This window comes from Pseudomonas oryzae (assembly GCF_900104805.1).
Lineage (GTDB): Bacteria > Pseudomonadota > Gammaproteobacteria > Pseudomonadales > Pseudomonadaceae > Geopseudomonas > Geopseudomonas oryzae.
The window spans coordinates 4,265,457-4,286,068 of the sequence record NZ_LT629751.1; the positions used below are offsets into that span (position 1 = coordinate 4,265,457).

Consider the following 20,612-nt stretch of genomic DNA (forward strand, 5'->3'; position numbering starts at 1 on the left):
CGCGATGGCGAATGAATTCGCCCCTACAGGCCGGCCGCACCCTACGCTGATTGGCGCTCGGCCAGCAGCAGGATGTTGCGCGGTGTCAGGCGGTATTCGCAGAAGGCGCCGAGACGCACGCGGTAGCCCTGCTCCTCCAGGTACAGCGCGCGGTCGAGCAGCAGCCACAGCTCCAGCGGCCGGCGGAACAGGCCGCGCACCAGTTCGAGGTTGCGCACTTCGGCCAGGCGCCGCCAGCCGGCGGCTTCCAGTGCCGCCCAGTCGCGCTCGCCGGGTGTCGGCAGTCCCTTCAATTCGGCCAGTTCGCGGCAGTAGTCGGCGAACGGCTTGTCCAGCCAGGCCGGCGCCAGCGAGGGCACCGGCAGGTAGTCGTCCACCCCGCGCAGCTCGCGCTGCAGCAGGTCGAAGGCCAGTCGGCGCGCCATCGACTGGTCGCGCTGGCGGCGCACCCGCGCGCCGGCGGTGACCGTCTCGGCCAGCGGCAGGCGCAGGTCGTCGCGGCTGAGGCTGAGGGTCGAATCCCGCGCCGGCTGCGACAGTGGCTGGTATTCGTCGCTGGCGATGCGGTTGTAGCAGCAGGGCGCCACCGCCAGCTGGCGGCAGCCCTTGGCGCTGGCCTGCTGGAGCAGGCGCACGTGCAGCTCGCCGCAGGCGTGCAGGGCCACCGGGGTGTGCCCGGCCTGCAGGCGTTCGGCGGCGCTGGCGGCCAGCACGTCCTGCTCGAGGTGACGGGCGTCCAGCTGCAGGCGGTCGCTGAGGCGCTGGCCGTCCGCGACCAGCGCGGCGTCGTATTCCAGGCAGGTCAGCGGCGTGCCGGCATGCGCCAGGCGCCGGCCCAGATGGCCCTTGCCGGAGCACCAGTCCAGCCAGTGGCGCGGCGGTTCGCGGAACTGCAGGCGGCTGGCGAAGGCGTCGATCTGCTGCCACTTGCGCCCCGGCACGTCGACGCTGAACTGCGCCGGCAGCTGTGCCACGGCGCCGGCCGGCAGCTCGCCGAGCGCGGCGAGCTGCGCGGCGCGCGCGGCCAGCTGCGGGAAGGGCGCCGGGGCGTCCAGCCGTTCGGGCTGGTTGTGCGCCGCGTCGGCCTGCGCCAGCGTGCGTCCGCGCAGCCAGGCGGCCAGTACGGCGTGCTCGTGTTCCCAGGCGAGGGTCGGGGCGGTGAACGGCTTGTCGCGCCACAGCGCCTGGTGGGCGCACAGGAAGGCGTCCAGCTCGGCGAAGCGCTGGCGCAGCAGGGGGCCTTGGAGTATGTCGGACACGGCAGACGCGGCGGGCAGTGGGCGGGCGGCGATTATAGCGGCGCTGCGGTGCGCATGGCGCACCCTACGGGATGGCACTGGTCGGCGGTAGGGTGCGCCGTGCGCACCTCAACCCGCCGGGGCGGGTGAGCAACGGCGCAGCCTGTCCACCCGGCCGGCTACTGGTGGGCACTCGCTGCGCGAGTTGCCCACCAGTGGGCTCAGCGCGCGCGCGCCGCGTCGACGCGCAGCCAGCGCTCGATGCCGCGGAAGATCCAGGTCAGGCCGATGGTGATGATCAGGTAGAGCGCGCCGGCATAGAGGAAGAAGAACATCTGCTCGTAGGTGCGCGAGCTGATGGTGCGCGCCATGCCCATGATGTCGTAGAGGGTCACGGTGTAGACCACCGCGCTGGCCTTGAGCATCAGGATCACTTCGTTGGTGTAGGCCGGCAGGCCGATGCGCGCCGCGCGCGGCAGGATGATGTGCCACAGCGCCTGGCGCCTGGACATGCCCAGCGCGCGCGCCGCCTCGACCTCGCCGACCGGCACGGCGTGGATCGCCCCGCGCAGGATCTCGGCGATGTAGGCTGCGGTGTGCAGGGTCATGGTCAGCAGCGCGCACCAGTACGGGTCGCGCAGGAACGGCCACAGTGCACTCTGGCGCACCGCCGGGAACTGCGCGAGGCCGTAGTAGACGATGAACAGCTGCAGCAGCAGCGGCGTGCCGCGGAAGAAGAAGATGTACGCCGAGGGCAGCGCGCGCACGTACCAGTGCCGCGAGGCGCGGGCGATGCCCAGCGGCAGGGCGACCAGCAGGCCGGCGACCACGGCGATCGCCACCAGCTCGAGGGTCAGGCCGACGCCCTGGAGCATCTTCGGGGTCCATTTGACCAGCAGTTCCCAGCCGCTCATAGCTCATTCCTCGCGATGCCGCGGCCGGCGCGTTTTTCCAGCTGGTGCAGGACCAGCATGACGATCACGGTGAGGCCGAGGTAGATGGCCGCGGCGCTCATGTAGAAGGTGAAGGGGGCCTTGGTGGCGTTGGAGGCGACGCTCGCCTTGCGCATGATCTCCTCCAGGGAGATCAGCGACACCAGCGCGGTGTCCTTGAGCAGGATCATGTACAGGTTGCCGAGGCCGGGCAGCGCGGTGCGCCACAGCTGCGGCAGGGTGATGCGCCAGAAGATCCGCAGGGCGGACAGGCCGAGCGCCTGGCCGGCCTCGCGCTGGCCCTTGGGGATGGCCAGCAGCGCGCCACGGAACACCTCGGTGGCGTAGGCGCCGAAGCACAGGCCGAGCGCCAGGGTGCCGGCGGCGAACGGGTCGAGGGCCAGCTCCGGGTAGCCGAACAGCGCGCCGACGGCGTTCAGGCCGCTCACCGTGCCGTAGTAGATCATCAGCACCCAGAGGGTCTCCGGCACGCCGCGCACCAGCGTGGTGTAGCCGCCGCCGAGCAGGCGCAGCGCCAGGTTGCCGGAGGTCTTGGCCAGAGCGCCGAGCAGGCCGAGGACAAGTCCGACGCTGACCGCAGCGAGGGACAGTTTGAGGGTCATCCAGGTGCCGGCGGCCAGCGCCGGCCCGAAGCCTTGAAGGTCAGGAATCATGGGTTATCGGCAGCGCGCCCCCGCGTGCGGAGGCGCGCTGCTGCCGGCTCAGTAGATGCTGAAGGGGAAGTACTTGTCGTTGATCTGCTTGTAGGTGCCGTCGGCCACGATCGCCTGGATGGCGTCGTTGAGCTTCTGGCGCAGGGCATCGTCGCCCTTGCGCACGGCGATGCCGATCTTGTCGTTGTCGAACACCGGCTCGCCCTTGAACTCGAAGTCCTTGCCGGCGTCGCTCTTCAGCCATTCCCAGTTGACGAACTTGTCGGCCAGCACGCCGTCGACGCGGCCGGCGGCCAGGTCGAGGTAGGCGTTCTCCTGGGTGTCGTAGAGCTTCACCTCGACCACGTCGCCGAGGTTGTCCTCCAGCCAGGTGCCGGCGATGGTGGCGCGCTGCGCGCCGATCACCTTGCCGTCGAGGCTCTTCTCGTCGGTCTTGAACTCGGCCGCCTTGGGTGCGATGAACTGCAGCTTGTTGATGTAGTAGGGCTCGGTGAAGTCCACCGCCTGCTTGCGCTCGTCGGTGATCGACATGGAGGCGACGATCATGTCGAACTTCTTGGCGTTGAGCGCCGGGATGATGCCGTCCCAGTCGGAGGTGACGAATTCGCACTCGGCCTGCATCTTCACGCACAGGGCCTTGGCGATCTCCACGTCGAAGCCGACCACGTTGCCGCTGGCGTCGATCTGGTTGAAGGGCGGGTAGGCGCCTTCGGTGCCGATCTTCAGCTTGTCGGCGGCCAGCGCCGGGGTGGCCAGGACCAGGGCTGCGGCAAGGGCCAGCAGCGAGTTGCGGATTTTCATGGGTAGGGCTCCTTGGGTGGCTTTCCGTCGCCCGGCCGCGGCACGGGCGCGTCGGCCGAGTTGTTATTTGAGGCTAGACATGAACTGGCGGCAGCGCTCCGAGCTCGGGTTGCCGAACACCTGGCTCGGCGGCCCCTGCTCTTCGACCAGGCCCTGGTGGAGGAATACCACCTCGCTGGACACCTGGCGGGCGAAATTCATCTCGTGGGTGACCAGCAGCATGGTGCGGCCCTCTTCGGCCAGCGCACGGATCACGTTAAGCACTTCCTGGACCATCTCCGGGTCGAGCGCCGAGGTCGGCTCGTCGAACAGGATCACCTTGGGCTCCATGCACAGGGTGCGGGCGATGGCCGCGCGCTGCTGCTGGCCGCCGGACAGCTGGGTGGGATAGCTGTCGCGCTTGGCGGCGATGCCGACCTTGGCCAGCAGCGCCTCGGCGCGCTCGGTGGCCTCGGCCTTCGACAGGCCGAGCACGCGGCGCGGCGCCTCGATCACGTTGTCGAGGATGCTCATGTGCGGCCACAGGTTGAAGTTCTGGAACACGAAGCCGAGCTGGCTGCGCAGGCGGTTGATCTGCCGGTTGTCGGCGGCGACCAGCGCGCCGTCCTTGCCCGGCTTGAGCTTGAGTTCCTCGCCGGCGACGAAGATCTGCCCTTCGTGCGGGCTTTCCAGCAGGTTGATGCAGCGCAGGAAGGTGGACTTGCCGGAACCGGAGGAACCGAGGATGGAAATGACGTCGCCGTCGCGCGCGGTCAGCGAGATGCCCTTGAGCACCTCGAGGTCGCCGTAGCGTTTGTGCAGGTTGCGGATTTCCAGTGCCGGAGTGGCGGCGGCCATGGGGGGATTCCTGATGTTGTTGTGCGACTCAAGCTAGCACAGCGGCCGGCGGGGTCGCCATGGGACGCCCGGGCGGCTGGCTGCGGTTTTCTGCGACCGCTGTCGCAGCGGCTCAGCGCCGCTGCAGCAGTACGCCACTCTCCATGTGATGGGTCCAGGGAAACTGGTCGAACAGCGCGCAGCGCACGATGCGGTGGGTGTCGTGCAGCTGGGCGATGTTCTCGGCCAGGGTCTGCGGGTTGCAGGAGATGTACAGGATGCTGTCGAAGCGCCGGGTCAGCTCGCAGGTGTCCGGGTCCATGCCGGCGCGCGGCGGGTCGACGAACACGCTGCCGAACTGGTAGCCCTTGAGGTCGATGCCGGCCAGGCGGCGGAACGGACGCACCTCGTTGAGCGCCTGGGTCAGCTCCTCGGCGGACAGGCGCACCAGCTCGATGTTGTCGATGCCGTTATCGGCGATGTTGGCCAGCGCGGCGTTGACCGAGGTCTTGCTGATCTCGGTGGCCAGCACGCGGCGCACCCGGGTGGCCAGCGGCAGGGTGAAGTTGCCGTTGCCGCAGTACAGCTCGAGCAGGTCGTCGTCGCGCTCGCCGAGCACGTCGTAGGCCCAGTTGAGCATCTTCTCGCAGACCACGCCGTTGGGCTGGGTGAAGGCGCCTTCCGGCTGGCGGTAACGGAAGCTCCGCCCGGCCACGCTCAGCTCTTCCTCCACGTAGTCGCGGCCGATGACGATGCGCTTGCCGCGCGAGCGGCCGATCAGGCTGACGCCCAGCTCGGCGGCGAGCCGCTCGGCCTCGGCCTGCCAGGCTTCGTCGATCGGCCGGTGGTAGCACAGGGTGATCAGTGCATCGCCCTTGCGGGTGGTGAGGAACTCGACCTGGAACAGCTTGTGCGACAGCACCGCGCTGGCCTGCCAGGCGGCCTTCAGGCGCGGCATCAGCTGGTTGATGCGCGCACTGGCGATGGGGAACTGCTCGATCAGCACCGGGGTGTGCTTGTCGCCCTCGAACATCGCGTAGTGGCGGCCGTCCTCCTCGCGCCACAGGCGGAACTCGGCGCGCAGGCGGTAGTGCTCGGCCGGCGAGTCGAACACTTCCGGCTCGGGGGCGGCGAACGGCGCCAGCAGCTCCTGCAGGCGGGCCTTCTTCTCGGCGAGCTGGGCGGCGTACTGGGTCGGGTCGAGGGAGGGACTATGCATGGCGGACTCGTGTGGCGAAGGGGTTACCGGCTCAGGCGAAGAAGCCCAGCTTGACGATGAACAGCACGGACAGCACCCACATGGCGCTGTTCAGCTCGCGGGCGCGGCCGCAGCACAGCTTGATCGCGGTCCAGCTGATGAAGCCCAGGGCGATGCCGTTGGCGATGGAAAAGGTCAGCGGCATGCTGAGGGCGGCGATCACCACCGGCGCGGCCTCGCTGAGGTCGTCCCAGGCGATGTCGGCCAGCCCGCCGGTCATCAGCACGGCGACGAAGAACAGCGCCGGGGCGGTGGCGTAGTCGGGCACCGCGGCGGCCAGCGGCGAGAAGAACAGGCTGGTCAGGAACAGCACGGCGACCACGCAGGCGGTCAGCCCGGTGCGCCCGCCGGCGCTGATGCCGGCGGCCGACTCGATGAAGCTGGTGGTGGTCGAGGTGCCCAGCGCGGCGCCGGCCATGGTCGCCGTGCTGTCGGCCAGCAGGGCGCGGCCCAGGCGCGGCAGGCGGCCGTCGGGGCCGACCAGGCCGGCCTTCTGCGCCACGCCGATCAGGGTGCCGGAGGTGTCGAACAGGTCGACGAACAGGAAGGCGAAGATCACGCTGACCAGGCCGACGTCCAGCGCGCCGGCGATGTCCAGCTGCAGCAGGGTCGGCATCAGGCTCGGCGGCGCCGCCACCACGCCGTCCAGCTCGGTCAGGCCGAGGGCCAGCGACACGCCGGTGACGGCGAGGATGCCGATCATCACCGCGCCGGTGACGCGGTGGTGGACCAGGGCGACGATCAGCAGGAAGCCCAGGCCGGCGAGCAGCGGGCCGGGCTGGCCGAGGTCGCCGAGCGCCACCAGGGTGGCCGGGTGATCGACGACGATGCCGGTGTTCTTCAGGGCGATCAGCGCGAGGAACAGGCCGATGCCGGCGCTGATCGCGGTGCGCAGTGGCAGCGGGATGCTGTGGATGATCCACTCGCGGATGCGGAAGATCGACAGGGCGAAGAACAGCAGGCCGGAGAGGAACACCGCGCCGAGCGCCACCTGCCACGTGTAGCCCATGGTCAGCACCACGGTGTAGGTGAAGAAGGCGTTGAGGCCCATGCCGGGAGCGAGGGCGATCGGGTAGTTGGCCAGCAGGCCCATGACCAGCGAGCCGAGCGCGGCGGCCAGGCAGGTGGCGACGAACACCGCGCCCTGGTCCATGCCGGTCTTGGCGAGGATGCTCGGGTTGACGAACAGCACGTAGGCCATGGTCAGGAAGGTGGTCAGGCCGGCGAGAAGCTCGGTGCGCACCGTGGTGTGGTGGGCCTGCAGGTGGAACAGTCTTTCCAGCATGGGGTTCTCCGGAGCTCGATGGGGACGAGCGTGACGCCGGGGTTGGCGTCGACGGCCCCCGGCGCCTTGTGGGCGGCGGGGGGCGGGAAAAAGGCGCGCATCATACCAGCGCCGCGGCGGCTGGTGAAATTCTGCGCAGCTCAGCCCTTGCGTGCGCGCAGGATGACGAACTTCGGGTTGGCGCCGACCTGGCTCACCTCGCGGAACAGGCGCTTGAGCTTGGCGTGGTAGCCGAGGTGGCGGTTGCCGACGATCCACAGTTCGCCGCCGCGCCCCAGGGCGGCGTGGGCCTGCTGGAACATGCGCCAGGCGAGGAAGTCGCCGACCACCTGCTGCTGGTGGAACGGCGGGTTGCACAGCACCAGATCCAGCGAGGCCGGCGGCTGCCCGGCCAGGCCGTCGGCGGCACGCACTTCCACCGGCCGCTCGCCCAGCGCGGCGCGCCAGTTCGCTTCGGCGGACTGCACGGCCATGAACGACTCGTCGACCAGCAGGTACTCGGCCTCGGGATTGGCCAGGGCGCTGGCGATGGCCAGCACGCCGTTGCCGCAGCCGAGATCGGCCACCCGCGCGCGGCCGAGACCGCTCGGCAGGTGCGGCAGGAAGGCGCGGGTGCCGATGTCCAGGCCCTCGCGGCAGAACAGGTTGGCGTGGTTGACCAGCTCCAGGCGCGGCTGGTCCAGGCGGTAGCGGGTCGGGTAGGGCGACACGGGGGCCGGCCGGGCCTCCGGGCTGCACAGCAGCAGGCGCGCCTTCTTCACCGCCAGCGAAGCCTGCACCGGGCCGAGGTACTGCTCCAGCAGGTCGCCGGCGGCGCGTGGCAGGTGCTTGACCATGCCGGCGGCCACCACCTTGGCGTCCGGAGCGAGCTGGCCGTGCAGGCGGATCAGCTGCTCCTCGAGCAGGGCGAGGGTCTTGGGCACGCGGATCAGCACCCAGTCGAACGGCCCCTGCGCCGCCTGGCTGGCCGGCACGAAGCGCACCGCGTCCGCCGCCAGGCCGTTGCGCGCGAGGTTCTTGTGCAAGGCGAGGGCGCCGAGGAAGGAGTCGCCGCTGCTGGTCACGCTGGCGTGGCTGGCCAGGGCGCAGGCGAGGGCGCCGAAGCCGTCGTTGAGCAGCAGCACCCGGCTGCCTTGGGCCAGGCCCTGCTCGTGCAGATGCTGCAGCAGGTACTCGTCGGCGGCGTCGAAGGCCTGCAGCGGGTCCTGGCGCTGCTCGGGCTGGCGCAGCAGGTCGAGTTGGGCGAAGGGGGAGACGAACAGGGGCATGGGTGGGGGATTTGCGCTATATGAAGGAAGCCGCCGCGCCGGCGGCAGCGAAGGGAGGCAAGTATGACGGCGAGCGCCGAGAAGTTCACCCGTCAGCGCCTGCTCGAGGTGTGGCGCTGGTCGCCGAGCCTGTTCAGCCTGCGCTGCACCCGCGATGCGGGCTTCCGCTTCCGCGCCGGGCAGTTCGCCCGCCTCGGCGTGCGCAAGGCCGGTGGCGGCATCGTCTGGCGTGCCTACTCGATGGTCTCGGCGCCGCACGACGAGTTCCTCGAGTTCTTCTCCATCGAGGTGCCGGACGGCGAGTTCACCAGCGAACTGCGCCAGCTCGCTCCGGGCGACGAGCTGCTGGTGGAGCGCCAGCCCTACGGCTACCTCACCCTCGACCGCTTCGCCGACGGTCGCGAGCTGTGGCTGCTGGCCAGCGGCACCGGGGTGGCGCCGTTCCTGTCGATCCTCCAGGACCCCGAGGTGTGGCAGCGCTTCGAGCGCATCGTGCTGGCCTACAGCGTGCGCAGCGCGTCCGAGCTGGCCTACCAGGCGCTGATCGCCGATCTGCCGCGGCGCGAGTGGCTGGAGGGCGCGGCCGACAAGCTGGTCTATCTGCCGGTGGTGACCCGCGAGCAGGTGCCCGGCTGCCTGCAGGCGCGGCTCACCGCGCTGCTCGACAGCGGCGAACTGGAGCGCGGCGCAGGATTGGCGATCAGCCCCGAGCACTCGCGGCTGATGCTCTGCGGCAACCCGGCGATGGTCGAGGAGCTGCACGCGCGTCTCAAGCTGCGCGGCCTGCAGCTCAGCCTGAGCCGGCGGCCGGGGCAACTGGCGCTGGAGAACTACTGGTGACGAGCGCAGGCATCGACCCCGTGGGCGTTGCGCCGTCGCCGGCAACACCGCTCGCAGTCTAAAAATTGGTTACGCTTTTTCGTCAGACTGACACGGAACTCGCCGTACCATGGCGGCCAGTTCCCCACTTTCCGGTTGTCGATGGACAGCGATTGTCGTCAGCCGCCCGCAGCTTCAGCCCCGCGAGCGGCCCCTCCCGTGATCTTCCCCGCCTGCTGGCGTGCTTCGTGCATTGCCATCGTTACCTGTTGCGCTTGCCCGTCCGCCGGCCCGTTTGCCGTCGGCCTGGCGCTGCGCGCCCGTTTGTCTGCTGAGAGAGTCTGACTGTCATGGAATGGATCGCCGATCCGACGGCGTGGATGGGTCTGTTGACCCTGATCGTCCTGGAAATCGTGCTGGGTATCGACAACCTGGTGTTCATCGCCATCCTCGCCGACAAGCTGCCACCGCACCTGCGCGACCGCGCGCGGCTGATCGGCCTGGCGCTGGCGCTGCTGATGCGCCTCGGCCTGCTGGCCAGCATGGCCTGGCTGGTCACCCTCACCGCGCCGCTGTTCGAGGTGTTCGGCCAGAGCTTCTCCGGGCGTGACCTGATCATGCTGTTCGGCGGCGTGTTCCTGCTGTTCAAGGCCACCATGGAGCTGCACGAGCGCCTCGAGGGCCACGTCCAGCACAGCGGCGGCAGCCGCAGCTATGCGCAGTTCTGGCCGGTGGTGGCGCAGATCGTGGTGCTCGATGCGGTGTTCTCCCTGGATGCGGTGATCACCGCGGTGGGCATGGTCGAGCAGTTGTCGGTGATGATGGTCGCGGTGATGATCTCCATCGGCCTGATGATGGTGGCCAGCAAGCCGCTGACCGCCTTCGTCAACGCGCGGCCGACGGTGATCATGCTGTGCCTGGGCTTCCTGATGATGATCGGCTTCAGCCTGACCGCCGAGGGCCTGGGCTTCCACATTCCCAAGGGCTACCTGTACGCGGCCATCGGCTTCTCGATCCTCATCGAGCTGTTCAACCAGCTGGCCCGCCACCGCCGCAAGCGCAGCCTGCAGGGCGCGCGCAGCCATCGCGAGCGCACCGCCCACGCCGTGCTGCGCCTGCTCGGCGGCAAGCCGGTGGCTGCCGACGAGGTCGGCGAGGAAATCGCCGATCTGCTTGACGGGGGCGAAGCCGGCGAGCCGGCGGCCTTCGACCGCCGCGAACGGGTGATGATCAGCGGGGTGCTGCACCTGGCCGAGCGCTCGATCCGCACGGCGATGACCGAGCGCCACGCGGTCGACCACATCGACCTCGACGCCGACCGCGAGGCGGTCCACCAGGCCCTGCTCGAGTCGCCGCACTCGCGCCTGCTGGTGCTGCGCGCTGGCGCTGTGGACGAGCCGCTCGGCTACGTGCACAAGAAGGAGCTGCTTCGGGAACTGCTGCGCGGCGCGCAGCCGGACATCGAGGGCCTGCTGCGCGCGCCGCTCAACCTGCCGGACAGCTGCACGGTGCTCGGCGCCCTGGAGCAGATGCGCGAGGCCCAGGCCCACGTGGCCTTCGTGGTCAACGAGTTCGGCGCCTTCCAGGGCCTCTTGACCCTCACCGACATCCTCGAGGCCATCGCCGGCGAGCTGCCGGACGCCAGCGAGGTGGCGGGGCCGGACATCGAGCCGTGTGCTGAGGGCTACAAGGTCAGCGGCGCCATCAACCTCAGCCTGCTGCGCGAGCGCCTGGGCTTCCAGGCGCGGCCGACCGAGGACTACCAGACCCTCGCCGGCCTGGCGCTGAGCCTGCTCGACCGCCTGCCGGCGATCGGCGACGCGCTGGAGTTCGCCGGCTGGCAGCTGCGGGTGATCGAGGTGCGGGAGCGCCGGGTGAGTCGCCTGCTGCTCAAGCCGCCGGCCCAGATGGCGTGAGCCTGTTCTGACGCCGGAAACGACAACGGCGCCCATCGGGCGCCGTTGTGCGTTGTGCGGCAGGACTACTTGTTCTGCTGTGCCTTGAGCAGGTCGCGGATCTCGGTGAGCAGCTCCTGGTCCTTGGTCGGCGCCGGCGGCGCGGCCGGGGCGGCTTCCTCCTCGCGCTTGAGCCGGTTGATCGCCTTGATGCCGATGAAGATGGCGAAGGCGATGATGGTGAAATCGATGATGGTCTGGATGAACTTGCCGTAGGACAGCACCACCGCAGGGAGATCGCCCTCGGCGGCCTTGAGGGTGATCGCCAGGTCGGAGAAGTCGACCCCGCCGATCAGGATGCCCAGCGGCGGCATGATCACGTCGCCGACCAGCGAGGAGACGATCTTGCCGAAGGCGGCGCCGATGATGATGCCGACCGCCATGTCGATCATGTTGCCCTTGACGGCGAAGGCCTTGAATTCTTGCAGCAGGCTCATGGTTCACTCCCTTGGGTTCTGGTGGCGGCCAGTATAGTCCGACCGTGGCGGTTGGACATGTGCGCCAGTGGGCGGTTCAGCCGCCGTTGCGGGCCTGGCGCAGGCGTTCGGCGATCTGCTCGGTGAGGGTCACTCGCTGGTTCTTCAGGGTCTGCAGGGCTGTGTCGTCGAGCGGCTCGCGGCCGTCCTCGACGGCGTAGATGCGCTTGTCCAGAGCCTCGTAGCGTTCGGCCAGCTGGCCGAAATGGCTGTCGCTGGCCAGCAGCGTGCGCAACTGCTCCTGGTGTTCGGGGAACTCGCGGTGCAGTGGATGACGTGCGTGGGGCATGACGATCACTCCCGGCTGGATGAGGTCCCTTGAGCCTAGCTCATCGGCCGCCGGCGGCGTGGCATCGGCTCAGTGGGTTGGCGGGTTGATCAGGTAGCTGAGCAGCGCGTCCTCGCCGTCAGCCGGGAGGATCGGCACGGCGCGCAGCGGCAGCTGCGCCAGCAGGGCCTGCCAGAACGCGCAGGCCTGGGCGTCCTGGCGGTAGAAGCGCACCACCCAGGGCGCGCCATCGCCCATCAGCTGCTCCACCAGCGCGCGGCCGATGCCCTGGCGGCGGTATTTGCGCAGGATGAACAGGTCGGCGAACTCGGCGGCGTCGATGCCCGGCAGCTCGCAGCGCTCGATCAGCAGGAAGCCGGCGATGAAGCCGTCGGCAAGGATCAGCTGGGCGCTCCAGCCCGGATCCTGCCAGTAGCGCGCGAGGTGCGCTTCGTGGATGTAGAAGCGCCCGTCGGTCTCGACGTCCTCGGCTTCCCAGTCCGACGAGTCGTAGGCGTAGAATTGGTAGAGGTTGCGCACCAGCGGCAGTTGCGCGGCGCTGGCGGGGACGAGCTGGATCTGCATGGCGGGGCGACTCGGGCGCGGACGGAGCGCTATTATCGCGCTTTTCCGGACGGAGACCGCCATGGCCAAGGCCAAGCGCATGTACGGCTGCAGCGAGTGCGGCGCGACCTTCCCCAAGTGGGCCGGGCAGTGCGCCGAGTGCGGGGCGTGGAACACCCTGATCGAGACCGTGCTGGAGGGCGCGGCGACGCCTTCCGGGCGCGGCGGCTGGGCCGGCCAGCAAGCCAACGTGAAGACCCTGGCCGAGGTCAGCGTCGAGGAGACGCCGCGCTTCTCCACCGCCTCCAGCGAGCTGGACCGGGTGCTCGGCGGCGGCCTGGTCGATGGCTCTGTGGTGCTGATCGGCGGCGACCCGGGGATCGGCAAGTCGACCATCCTGCTGCAGACCCTGTGCCGCATCGCCGAGCGCATGCCGGCTCTGTACGTCACCGGCGAGGAGTCGCAGCAGCAGGTGGCGATGCGCGCGCGGCGCCTCGGCCTGCCCGAGGACAAGCTCAAGGTGATGACCGAGACCAACATCGAGTCGATCATCGCCACCGCGCGCCAGGAGAAGCCGCGGGTGATGGTGATCGACTCGATCCAGACCATCTTCACCGAGCAGCTGCAGTCGGCGCCCGGCGGCGTCGCCCAGGTGCGCGAGAGCGCGGCGCTCCTGGTACGCTTCGCCAAGCAGAGCGGCACCGCGGTGTTCCTGGTCGGCCACGTCACCAAGGAGGGCGCGCTGGCCGGCCCCAGGGTGCTCGAGCACATGGTCGACACCGTGCTGTATTTCGAGGGCGAGTCGGACGGCCGCCTGCGTCTGCTGCGCGCGGTGAAGAACCGCTTCGGCGCGGTCAACGAGCTGGGCGTGTTCGCCATGACCGACCGCGGCCTCAAGGAGGTCAGCAACCCCTCGGCGATCTTCCTCACCCGCGCCCAGGAGGAGGTGCCGGGCAGCGTGGTGATGGCCACCTGGGAGGGCTCGCGGCCGATGCTGGTGGAGGTGCAGGCGCTGGTCGACACCAGCCACATGGCCAACCCGCGGCGCGTGACCCTCGGCCTCGATCCCAACCGCCTGGCCATGCTGCTCGCCGTGCTGCACCGCCACGGCAGCATCCCCACCTACGACCAGGACGTGTTCCTCAACGTGGTCGGCGGGGTCAAGGTGCTGGAGACCGCCTCCGACCTGGCGCTGCTCGCCGCGGTGATCTCCAGCCTGCGCAACCGCCCGCTGCCGCACGACCTGCTGGTGTTCGGCGAGATCGGCCTGTCCGGTGAGATCCGTCCGGTGCCCAGCGGCCAGGAGCGCCTCAAGGAGGCCGCCAAGCACGGCTTCAAGCGCGCCATCGTGCCCAAGGGCAACGCGCCCAAGGAGGCGCCGCCCGGATTGCAGGTGGTGGCGGTGACGCGCCTGGAGCAGGCGCTGGATGCGCTGTTCGAGTGAGCCACCAAGCTCCCATAGGGTGCGCCGCGCGCCCCGCACCCCCGCCGGTGACCTTCGGTGCGCGTGGCGCACCCTACCGGCGGGCCAGGGTGCTGCTCCGCGCCTGCTTTCGCGCACGCCGGGATGCCCGTTATGGTGGCGGCAAGGGCCGGTGCGGTGCGCTGCTGACGCCGTAGATGGACAACGCCGCAGGCTTGTCCACCGATGCCCGATTGCCGCCCCGTCATTCAATTCCCGCGCCACGCTCCGTCGTGGCGCGTTTCGTTGCGAGGATTGCCATGTCGCAAGCCCCCATCCCGGTCATCGTGCTGACCGGCTTTCTCGGCGCCGGCAAGACCACCCTGCTGCGCCATATGCTGCAGGCCGAGCACGGCCTCAGGCTCGCGGTGATCGAGAACGAGTACGGCGCGACGCCGATCGACGGCCAGTTGCTCGGCAGCGCGCCGGTCGAGCTGCTGACCCTGGCCAACGGCTGCGTCTGCTGCTCGATCCACGTCGAACTGGAGAAGGCGCTGTACCTGCTGCTCGAGCGGCTGGACAGCGGCGAGCTGGCCTTCGACCGCCTGGTCATCGAGTGCACCGGCCTGGCCGATCCGGCGCCGGTGGCGCAGACCTTCTTCGCCGACGAGGAGCTGTGCAGCCGCTACATGCTGGACGGCATCCTCACCCTGGTCGACGCCGCCAACGCCGAGCGCCACCTGCAGGAAGCCATCGCCCAGGCTCAGGTCGGCTTCGCCGACCGCATCCTGCTGAGCAAGACCGATCTGGTCGATGACGCGAGCGTCGAGGCGCTGCGCCAGCGTCTGGCGCGGATCAACCGCCGCGCGCCGATCCGCACCGTCGAGCACGGCCGCATCGAGCTGGCCGAGCTGCTCGACATCCGCGGCTTCAACCTCGACGCCGCCGTCGCCCCGACGCAGGGCCCGCGTCCGCTGCTGCCGGCGGCGCCCAAGGACCGCATCGCCACCCTAGTGCTCGGCAGCGAGCGGGCGCTGGATATGCAGCGCCTCAGCGCCTTCATGGAGGACCTGCTGGAGCGCCACGGCAACGCGCTGCTGCGCTACAAGGGCGTGCTCAACGTGGCCGGCGAGGAACGCCGCCTGGTGTTCCAGGGCGTGCTGCGCCTGTACGGCTTCGACTGGGACGCCGCGTGGGGCGCGGACGAGCCGCGCGCAAGCGTGCTGGTGTTCATCGGCGACAACCTGCCGGAGGCGGAGATCCGCGCCGGCTTTGCCGCGGTGCAGGTCTGAGGTCGTCGTCGGTGCCTGCTCAGGCCTGCATCAGGGTGCCCAGTTCGCGCTCCAGCAGGCCGCTGCTGCCCAGGTTCAGCTCGAGCAGCCGGCGCAGGTGGGTGAGCGAGTCGAGATCGATCTCGCGGCAATGGAAGCCGAGCAGGTCATCCCGCTGGTGGGCGATCGCCACCTGCATGGACACCTCGACGCCGGGCCCGAGCTCGAGGCAGGCGTGCAGCGGCGCATCGGCCAGCGCTTCCCAGCCGTCCGGCCGGCTGACCAGCAGGCCGTTGAGGGACAGGTCATGCAGGCGCGCCTGCCAGCGCCGCTGACCTTGCAGCAGCAGGACCTCCGCGGCGAAGGGAATGCGCTGGAAACGTCGGCGCTCGTGAGGGTAGGCGGACATGCGGGGGAACCTCCTTTGTTGTTTTCGCGTCTGCAGGTGTTAGTCGGCAGCGACAGGGCCGCGCTGAAGGGCGGACAAAAAGAAACCCGGCGCAAGGCCGGGTTTCTTCACTGCAGCGAGCCTTACTTGCCGTACACCGGCAGCTTGGCGCAGATGGCCTTGACCTTTTCGCGCACGGCGTCGACCACGGACTCGTCGCCCATGTTCTGCAGGATGTCGCAGATCCAGCCGGCCAGCTCGCGGCACTCGGCTTCCTGGAAGCCGCGGGTGGTCACCGCCGGGGTGCCGATGCGCAGGCCGGAGGTGACGAACGGCGAACGCGGGTCGTTCGGCACGGCGTTCTTGTTCACGGTGATGTAGGCGCGGCCCAGGGCGGCGTCCGCATCCTTGCCGGTGATGTCCTGCTTGATCAGGCTGAGCAGGAACAGGTGGTTCTGGGTGCCGCCGGAAACCACGTCGAAGCCGCGCTCGATGAATACCTGGGCCATGGCCTGGGCGTTCTTCACCACCTGCTGCTGGTAGGCCTTGAACTCGTCGGAGAGGGCTTCCTTGAAGCACACCGCCTTGGCGGCGATCACGTGCATCAGCGGGCCGCCCTGGCCGCCCGGGAACACGGCGGAGTTCAGCTTCTTCTCGATCTCTTCGTTGGCGCGGGCCAGGATCAGGCCGCCGCGCGGGCCGCGCAGGGTCTTGTGGGTGGTGGTGGTGACCACGTCGGCGAACGGCACCGGGTTCGGGTAGACGCCGGCGGCGACCAGACCGGCCACGTGGGCCATGTCGACGAACAGGTAGGCACCGACCTTGTCGGCGATCTCGCGGAAGCGGGCGAAGTCCAGCACCTGCGAGTAGGCGGAGAAGCCGGCGATGATCATCTTCGGCTGGTGCTCGACGGCCAGGCGCTCGACCTCGTCGTAGTCGATCAGGCCGGTTTCCGGGTTCAGGCCGTACTGCACGGCGTTGTAGATCTTGCCGGAGAAGTTGACGCTGGCGCCGTGGGTCAGGTGGCCGCCGTGGGCCAGGCTCATGCCCAGCACGGTGTCGCCCGGCTTGACCAGCGCCTGGAACACCGCGGCGTTGGCCTGGGAGCCGGCGTGCGGCTGGACGTTGGCGTAGTCGGCGCCGAACAGCTGCTTGGCGCGGTCGATGGCCAGCTGCTCGACCACGTCGACGTATTCGCAACCGCCGTAGTAGCGCTTGCCCGGGTAGCCTTCGGCGTACTTGTTGGTCAGCACGCTGCCCTGGGCTTCCATCACCGCCGGGCTGGTGTAGTTCTCGGAAGCGATCAGCTCGATGTGCTCTTCCTGGCGCTGGGCTTCTTGCTCCATGGCGGCGAACAGGTCGGCATCGTAGCGGGCGATGGTCAAATCACGGCTGAACATGGCGGTCCTCTGAGGATCGGGGCGAATAGGGGAAAGCAAGGGAAATATTCTACCCGAATGTGCCGCCCCTGGCACATGAATGGCGGTCAGGCGGCGGACAAGTGGCGCTCATCCGCCGGCCGGCGCGGCGCCCGGCCCGCCAGTCCCGGCGGTTTGCCCTGTCCGGCGCATTCGGGTAGCTTTGCGCCACGCGCGCGAGGCCCCGGCGCGGAGTTCGCCAACGGCCTTGCCATCACCGTCGTCAACCATTCAGGTCCGTCATGGCTCAATACGTTTTCACCATGCATCGGCTCGGCAAGGTCGTGCCGCCGAAGCGTCAGATTCTCAAGGACATTTCCCTGTCGTTCTTCCCCGGCGCGAAGATCGGCGTGCTCGGCCTGAACGGCGCGGGCAAGTCGACCCTGCTGCGCATCATGGCCGGCGTGGACACCGAGTTCGAGGGCGAGGCCCGGCCGATGCCGGGGATCAAGATCGGCTACCTGCCGCAGGAGCCGCAGCTCGATCCGGAGAAGAGCGTGCGCGAGATCGTCGAGGAGGCGGTGGGCGAGATCAAGCAGGCCCAGGCCCGCCTCGACGAGGTGTACGCCGCCTACGCCGAGCCGGACGCCGACTTCGACGCGCTGGCCGCCGAGCAGGCCAAGCTGGAGGCGATCCTGCAGGCCGCCGACGGCCACAACCTCGAGCGCCAGCTGGAAGTCGCCGCCGACGCCCTGCGCCTGCCGGCCTGGGAGGCGAAGATCGAGCACCTCTCCGGTGGCGAGAAGCGCCGTGTGGCGCTGTGCCGCCTGCTGCTGTCGGCTCCCGACATGCTGCTGCTGGACGAGCCGACCAACCACCTGGACGCCGACTCGGTGGCCTGGCTGGAGCGCTTCCTGCACGACTTCCCGGGCACCGTGGTGGCGATCACCCACGACCGCTACTTCCTCGACAACGTCGCCGGCTGGATCCTCGAACTGGACCGCGGCGAGGGCATCCCCTTCGAGGGCAACTACTCGCAGTGGCTGGAGTCCAAGGCCGCCCGCCTGGCCCAGGAGGCCAAGGCCGAAGCCGCCCATGCCAAGGCCATGAAGGCCGAGCTGGAGTGGGTGCGCCAGGGCGCCAAGGCCCGCCAGGCCAAGTCCAAGGCCCGCCTGCAGCGCTTCGAGGAGATGCAGTCGCAGGAATTCCAGAAGCGCAGCGAGACCAACGAGATCTACATCCCGGCCGGTCCGCGCCTGGGCGACAAGGTCATCGAGTTCAACGGCGTGTGCAAAGGCTACGGCGACCGCCAGCTGATCGACGACCTGAGCTTCAGCGTGCCCAAGGGCGCCATCGTCGGTGTGATCGGCGGCAACGGCGCGGGCAAGTCGACCCTGTTCCGCATGATCCTCGGCAAGGAGCAGCCGGATGCCGGCACCATCGACATCGGCGAGACCGTGCAGATCGCCAGCGTCGACCAGAGCCGCGACAGCCTCGACGGCAGCAAGACCGTGTGGGAGCAGGTCTCCGACGGCTTCGACATGATCAAGGTCGGCAACTACGAGGTGCCGTCGCGCGGCTACGTCGGGCGCTTCAACTTCAAGGGCGCCGACCAGCAGAAGTTCGTCAAGGACCTCTCCGGTGGTGAGCGCGGTCGCCTGCACCTGGCGCTGACCCTCAAGCAGGGCGGCAACGTGCTGCTGCTCGACGAACCGTCCAACGACCTCGACGTGGAAACCCTGCGGGCCCTGGAAGAGGCGCTGCTCGACTTCCCCGGCGCGGCCATCGTGATCTCCCACGACCGCTGGTTCCTCGACCGTATCGCCACCCACATCCTCTCCTACGAGGATGACGCCAAGGTGTACTTCTTCGAAGGCAACTACACCGAGTTCGAGGCCGACCGCAAGAAGCGCCTCGGCGACGCGGCGGCCCAGCCGCACCGCGTGCGCTACAAGAAGCTGGCCTGATCGGTCGCGCTGCATGAAAAACGGAGCCCTCGGGCTCCGTTTTTTTATGCCTGCCGGCCTCAGCCGAGCCGTTCCAGCTCCGGCGCGTCCGCCTGGTGCAGGGGCCAGTCGGCGTCGTGCTGGCTCACCCGGTTGCGCCCGCTGCGCTTGGCGCGGTACAGCAGCTGGTCGGCGTCGCTGGCCAATGCCTTGGCTTCCTGGCCGTCGTGCAGCTGGGCGACGCCGGCGCTGAAGGTGCAGTGCAGGTCCTGCGGCTGGGCGGGGAAGCTCATCTCGGCGAAGCGCCGACGGATCTCGTCGAGCACCCGCGCGGCGGTGGCGGCATCGGTGTCCGGCAGCACCACGGCGAACTCCTCGCCGCCGTAGCGGCCGATGTGGTCGCTCTTGCGCAGGCGCTGCTTGAGGAACAGCGCCAGGCTCTTGATCACCCGGTCGCCCATCGGGTGGCCGTAGCGGTCGTTGACCTGCTTGAAGTGGTCGATATCGAGCATGGCGAAGGCCAGCGGCTGCTGGTCGCGTTGGGCGCGCAGGCGGGCATCCTCGAGCAGCTGGAGGATGTGGGTGTGGTTGTACAGGCCGGTCAGGCTGTCGCGCACCATGCGCGCCTTGAGGTTGCGCGCGCGGGCGGCGCGGTTGCGCACGGTGGCGATCAGGTGGCGCGGCTTGATCGGCTTGGTCAGGAAGTCGTCGCCGCCCTCGCCCATGGCGCTGAGCTGCTTGTCGAGGTCGTCCTCGGCCGACAGGTAGATGATCGGCACGCTGACGTAGCGCTCGTGGTGGCGGATCACCCGGGCCAGCTCGGTGCCGAGGCACTCGGGCATGTACATGTCGAGGATGATCAGGTCGGGCTGGAACTCGCCGAGCTCGGCCATGGCGCGGATCGGGTCGGTGAGGCTGCGGGTGATGATGCCGGCGCTGTTGAGCATGCGCTCGGTGAAGGTGGCCTGGGCGCGCGAGTCGTCGACGATCAGCACCCGGTAGGGCTCCTGCTGGCTGACCCGGGTCAGCTCCTCGAGGCGCTCGAGCAGCGCCGAGGCATCCAGACTGCCGCTGAAGAAGTCTTGGCCGCCGGCGCGCACCGCGGCCAGGCGGGTGCGGGTGTCGGCCTCGTGTTCGCTGAAGAACAGCACCGGCAGTCGCTGCTCCAGGCCCTGCTGGATTTCCTCGGCCAGCTGCAGGCCGACGCCGCTGCCGGCGAAGTCGACCTCGACGATCAGCGCGGCGGGGGGGCGCCGGGCCAGCGCCAGGCGCAGCGCGGCGGCGTCGTCCAGCGCCAGGGCGGTGAAGCCGAAGAACTCCAGCTGGCGGACGAGGCGCAGGCTGCGCTCGCGGTCGCGCAGGGCCAGGTAGATCGGCTTGCGCAGCTGGCTGAGGATGGCGGCGTCGAGGCTGTCGCCGCGGCGCAGGCCGGTGCGTGCCAGGCGCTGCATCAGACCGTCGAGCTGGGCGATCAGCGTGCTGTTCAGGCGGCCGCGATTGGCGGCCACCGCCTGCAGGCTGCAGCTGATGGCGTTGGCCAGCTGCACGTGATCGGCCTGGTGCAGGCGTTCGGCGGTGACGCCCAGGCGCTGGGCGGCCTCCGTCAGCTCGGCCATGTAGGGGGCGTTCCACTCGCCGTGCTGCAGGCGCTGCCACAGGTCGAGGACCTGGCGGGCCTGCTGGATCAGTCGCCTGATGAAGTGCTGTTCGAGGCTGGCGCCCTGGACTGCCTGGGACCCGGTCATGTTGCCCTTTCCTTGGCTGGATGGCGCAGCTCCCGCGCCGTTGTTGTCGTCTCGCCCGCTCCTCGGAGCGAAGGGCAGTCGAGTCTAACGCAGTCGTGTTGCCGAAAGGCGGCAATCGAGCCCCGGATTCTGCCCTTCGTCGGCCGAT

Annotated in this window: 19 protein-coding genes; 5 read left to right on the forward strand and 14 right to left on the reverse strand. The window is 69.4% G+C overall.

What is annotated here, in order from left to right:
* Positions 1-41: 41 nt before the first annotated feature.
* The 8 genes from BLT78_RS19430 to BLT78_RS19465 all read right to left on the reverse strand — a co-directional run bounded on the left by BLT78_RS19430 (position 42) and on the right by BLT78_RS19465 (position 8,272).
* Positions 42-1,259: a methyltransferase gene (locus tag BLT78_RS19430; protein WP_090351537.1), complete on the reverse strand. Its 1,218-nt coding sequence runs from the start codon at positions 1,257-1,259 to the stop codon at positions 42-44.
* 200 nt (positions 1,260-1,459) lie between these two features.
* On the reverse strand, positions 1,460-2,152 hold the full coding sequence (locus tag BLT78_RS19435) for an ABC transporter permease (protein ID WP_090351539.1): 693 nt from the start codon (positions 2,150-2,152) through the stop codon (positions 1,460-1,462).
* Complete coding sequence (locus BLT78_RS19440; RefSeq protein ID WP_090351540.1) at positions 2,149-2,844, reverse strand: ABC transporter permease; 696 nt, start codon at positions 2,842-2,844, stop codon at positions 2,149-2,151. Before BLT78_RS19440 ends, BLT78_RS19435 begins: the two co-directional genes overlap by 4 nt.
* Positions 2,845-2,892: 48 nt before the next feature.
* Positions 2,893-3,645, reverse strand: coding sequence for an ABC transporter substrate-binding protein (locus BLT78_RS19445; RefSeq protein WP_090351542.1), 753 nt, complete (start codon positions 3,643-3,645; stop codon positions 2,893-2,895).
* Positions 3,646-3,708: 63 nt separating this feature from the next.
* Positions 3,709-4,482, reverse strand: a complete 774-nt coding sequence (locus BLT78_RS19450) for an ABC transporter ATP-binding protein (RefSeq protein ID WP_090351543.1) — start codon at positions 4,480-4,482, stop codon at positions 3,709-3,711.
* 112 nt (positions 4,483-4,594) lie between these two features.
* Complete coding sequence (trmA, locus tag BLT78_RS19455) at positions 4,595-5,680, reverse strand: tRNA (uridine(54)-C5)-methyltransferase TrmA (protein WP_090351545.1); 1,086 nt, start codon at positions 5,678-5,680, stop codon at positions 4,595-4,597.
* A gap of 31 nt (positions 5,681-5,711) precedes the next feature.
* Positions 5,712-7,004: an NCS2 family permease gene (locus BLT78_RS19460; protein ID WP_090351546.1), complete on the reverse strand. Its 1,293-nt coding sequence runs from the start codon at positions 7,002-7,004 to the stop codon at positions 5,712-5,714.
* Positions 7,005-7,144: 140 nt separating this feature from the next.
* Positions 7,145-8,272 carry a methyltransferase gene (locus BLT78_RS19465; protein ID WP_090351548.1) on the reverse strand — a complete coding sequence of 376 codons (1,128 nt, stop codon included), beginning with the start codon at positions 8,270-8,272 and terminating at the stop codon, positions 7,145-7,147.
* Positions 8,273-8,335: 63 nt separating this feature from the next.
* Here BLT78_RS19465 and BLT78_RS19470 point away from each other — a divergent pair, with 63 nt between their 5' ends.
* Positions 8,336-9,112, forward strand: coding sequence for a ferredoxin--NADP reductase (locus tag BLT78_RS19470; RefSeq protein ID WP_090351549.1), 777 nt, complete (start codon positions 8,336-8,338; stop codon positions 9,110-9,112).
* Between the two features lie 329 nt (positions 9,113-9,441).
* Entirely contained in the window at positions 9,442-11,007 is a 1,566-nt protein-coding gene (locus BLT78_RS19475) for a TerC family protein (RefSeq protein WP_090351551.1), read from the forward strand.
* A 65-nt stretch (positions 11,008-11,072) separates the two neighbouring features.
* On the opposite strand, the gene mscL is transcribed toward BLT78_RS19475, so the two are convergent.
* The 3 genes from mscL to BLT78_RS19490 all read right to left on the reverse strand — a co-directional run bounded on the left by mscL (position 11,073) and on the right by BLT78_RS19490 (position 12,375).
* Complete coding sequence (mscL, locus tag BLT78_RS19480) at positions 11,073-11,483, reverse strand: large-conductance mechanosensitive channel protein MscL (RefSeq protein ID WP_090351553.1); 411 nt, start codon at positions 11,481-11,483, stop codon at positions 11,073-11,075.
* Positions 11,484-11,559: 76 nt separating this feature from the next.
* Positions 11,560-11,811: a YdcH family protein gene (locus BLT78_RS19485; RefSeq protein ID WP_090351555.1), complete on the reverse strand. Its 252-nt coding sequence runs from the start codon at positions 11,809-11,811 to the stop codon at positions 11,560-11,562.
* 69 nt (positions 11,812-11,880) lie between these two features.
* The gene (locus BLT78_RS19490) at positions 11,881-12,375 is read right to left on the reverse strand and encodes a GNAT family N-acetyltransferase (protein WP_090351557.1); all 495 of its coding nucleotides are present in this window, start codon (positions 12,373-12,375) and stop codon (positions 11,881-11,883) included.
* A 61-nt stretch (positions 12,376-12,436) separates the two neighbouring features.
* On the opposite strand from BLT78_RS19490, the gene radA reads away from it, so the two are divergent.
* Together radA and yjiA are read left to right on the forward strand one after the other, a co-directional pair.
* Positions 12,437-13,798 carry a DNA repair protein RadA gene (radA, locus tag BLT78_RS19495; RefSeq protein ID WP_090351559.1) on the forward strand — a complete coding sequence of 454 codons (1,362 nt, stop codon included), beginning with the start codon at positions 12,437-12,439 and terminating at the stop codon, positions 13,796-13,798.
* Between the two features lie 278 nt (positions 13,799-14,076).
* Positions 14,077-15,048: a GTPase gene (yjiA, locus tag BLT78_RS19500; RefSeq protein ID WP_090351560.1), complete on the forward strand. Its 972-nt coding sequence runs from the start codon at positions 14,077-14,079 to the stop codon at positions 15,046-15,048.
* Between the two features lie 19 nt (positions 15,049-15,067).
* Here the strand turns inward: yjiA and BLT78_RS19505 are convergent, their stop codons facing one another.
* A complete protein-coding gene (locus BLT78_RS19505; RefSeq protein ID WP_090351562.1) occupies positions 15,068-15,436 on the reverse strand; it encodes a PilZ domain-containing protein in 369 nt (122 codons plus the stop codon).
* A gap of 122 nt (positions 15,437-15,558) precedes the next feature.
* Positions 15,559-16,815: a serine hydroxymethyltransferase gene (gene glyA, locus BLT78_RS19510; protein WP_090351563.1), complete on the reverse strand. Its 1,257-nt coding sequence runs from the start codon at positions 16,813-16,815 to the stop codon at positions 15,559-15,561.
* Positions 16,816-17,075: 260 nt separating this feature from the next.
* Here glyA and ettA point away from each other — a divergent pair, with 260 nt between their 5' ends.
* Positions 17,076-18,740 (forward strand): energy-dependent translational throttle protein EttA, encoded by a 1,665-nt coding sequence (ettA, locus tag BLT78_RS19515; protein WP_090351565.1) that lies wholly within the window; start codon positions 17,076-17,078, stop codon positions 18,738-18,740.
* A gap of 59 nt (positions 18,741-18,799) precedes the next feature.
* Here ettA and BLT78_RS19520 read toward each other — a convergent pair whose 3' ends face one another.
* Positions 18,800-20,464 (reverse strand): GGDEF domain-containing response regulator, encoded by a 1,665-nt coding sequence (locus BLT78_RS19520; RefSeq protein ID WP_090351566.1) that lies wholly within the window; start codon positions 20,462-20,464, stop codon positions 18,800-18,802.
* Positions 20,465-20,612 lie beyond the last annotated feature (148 nt).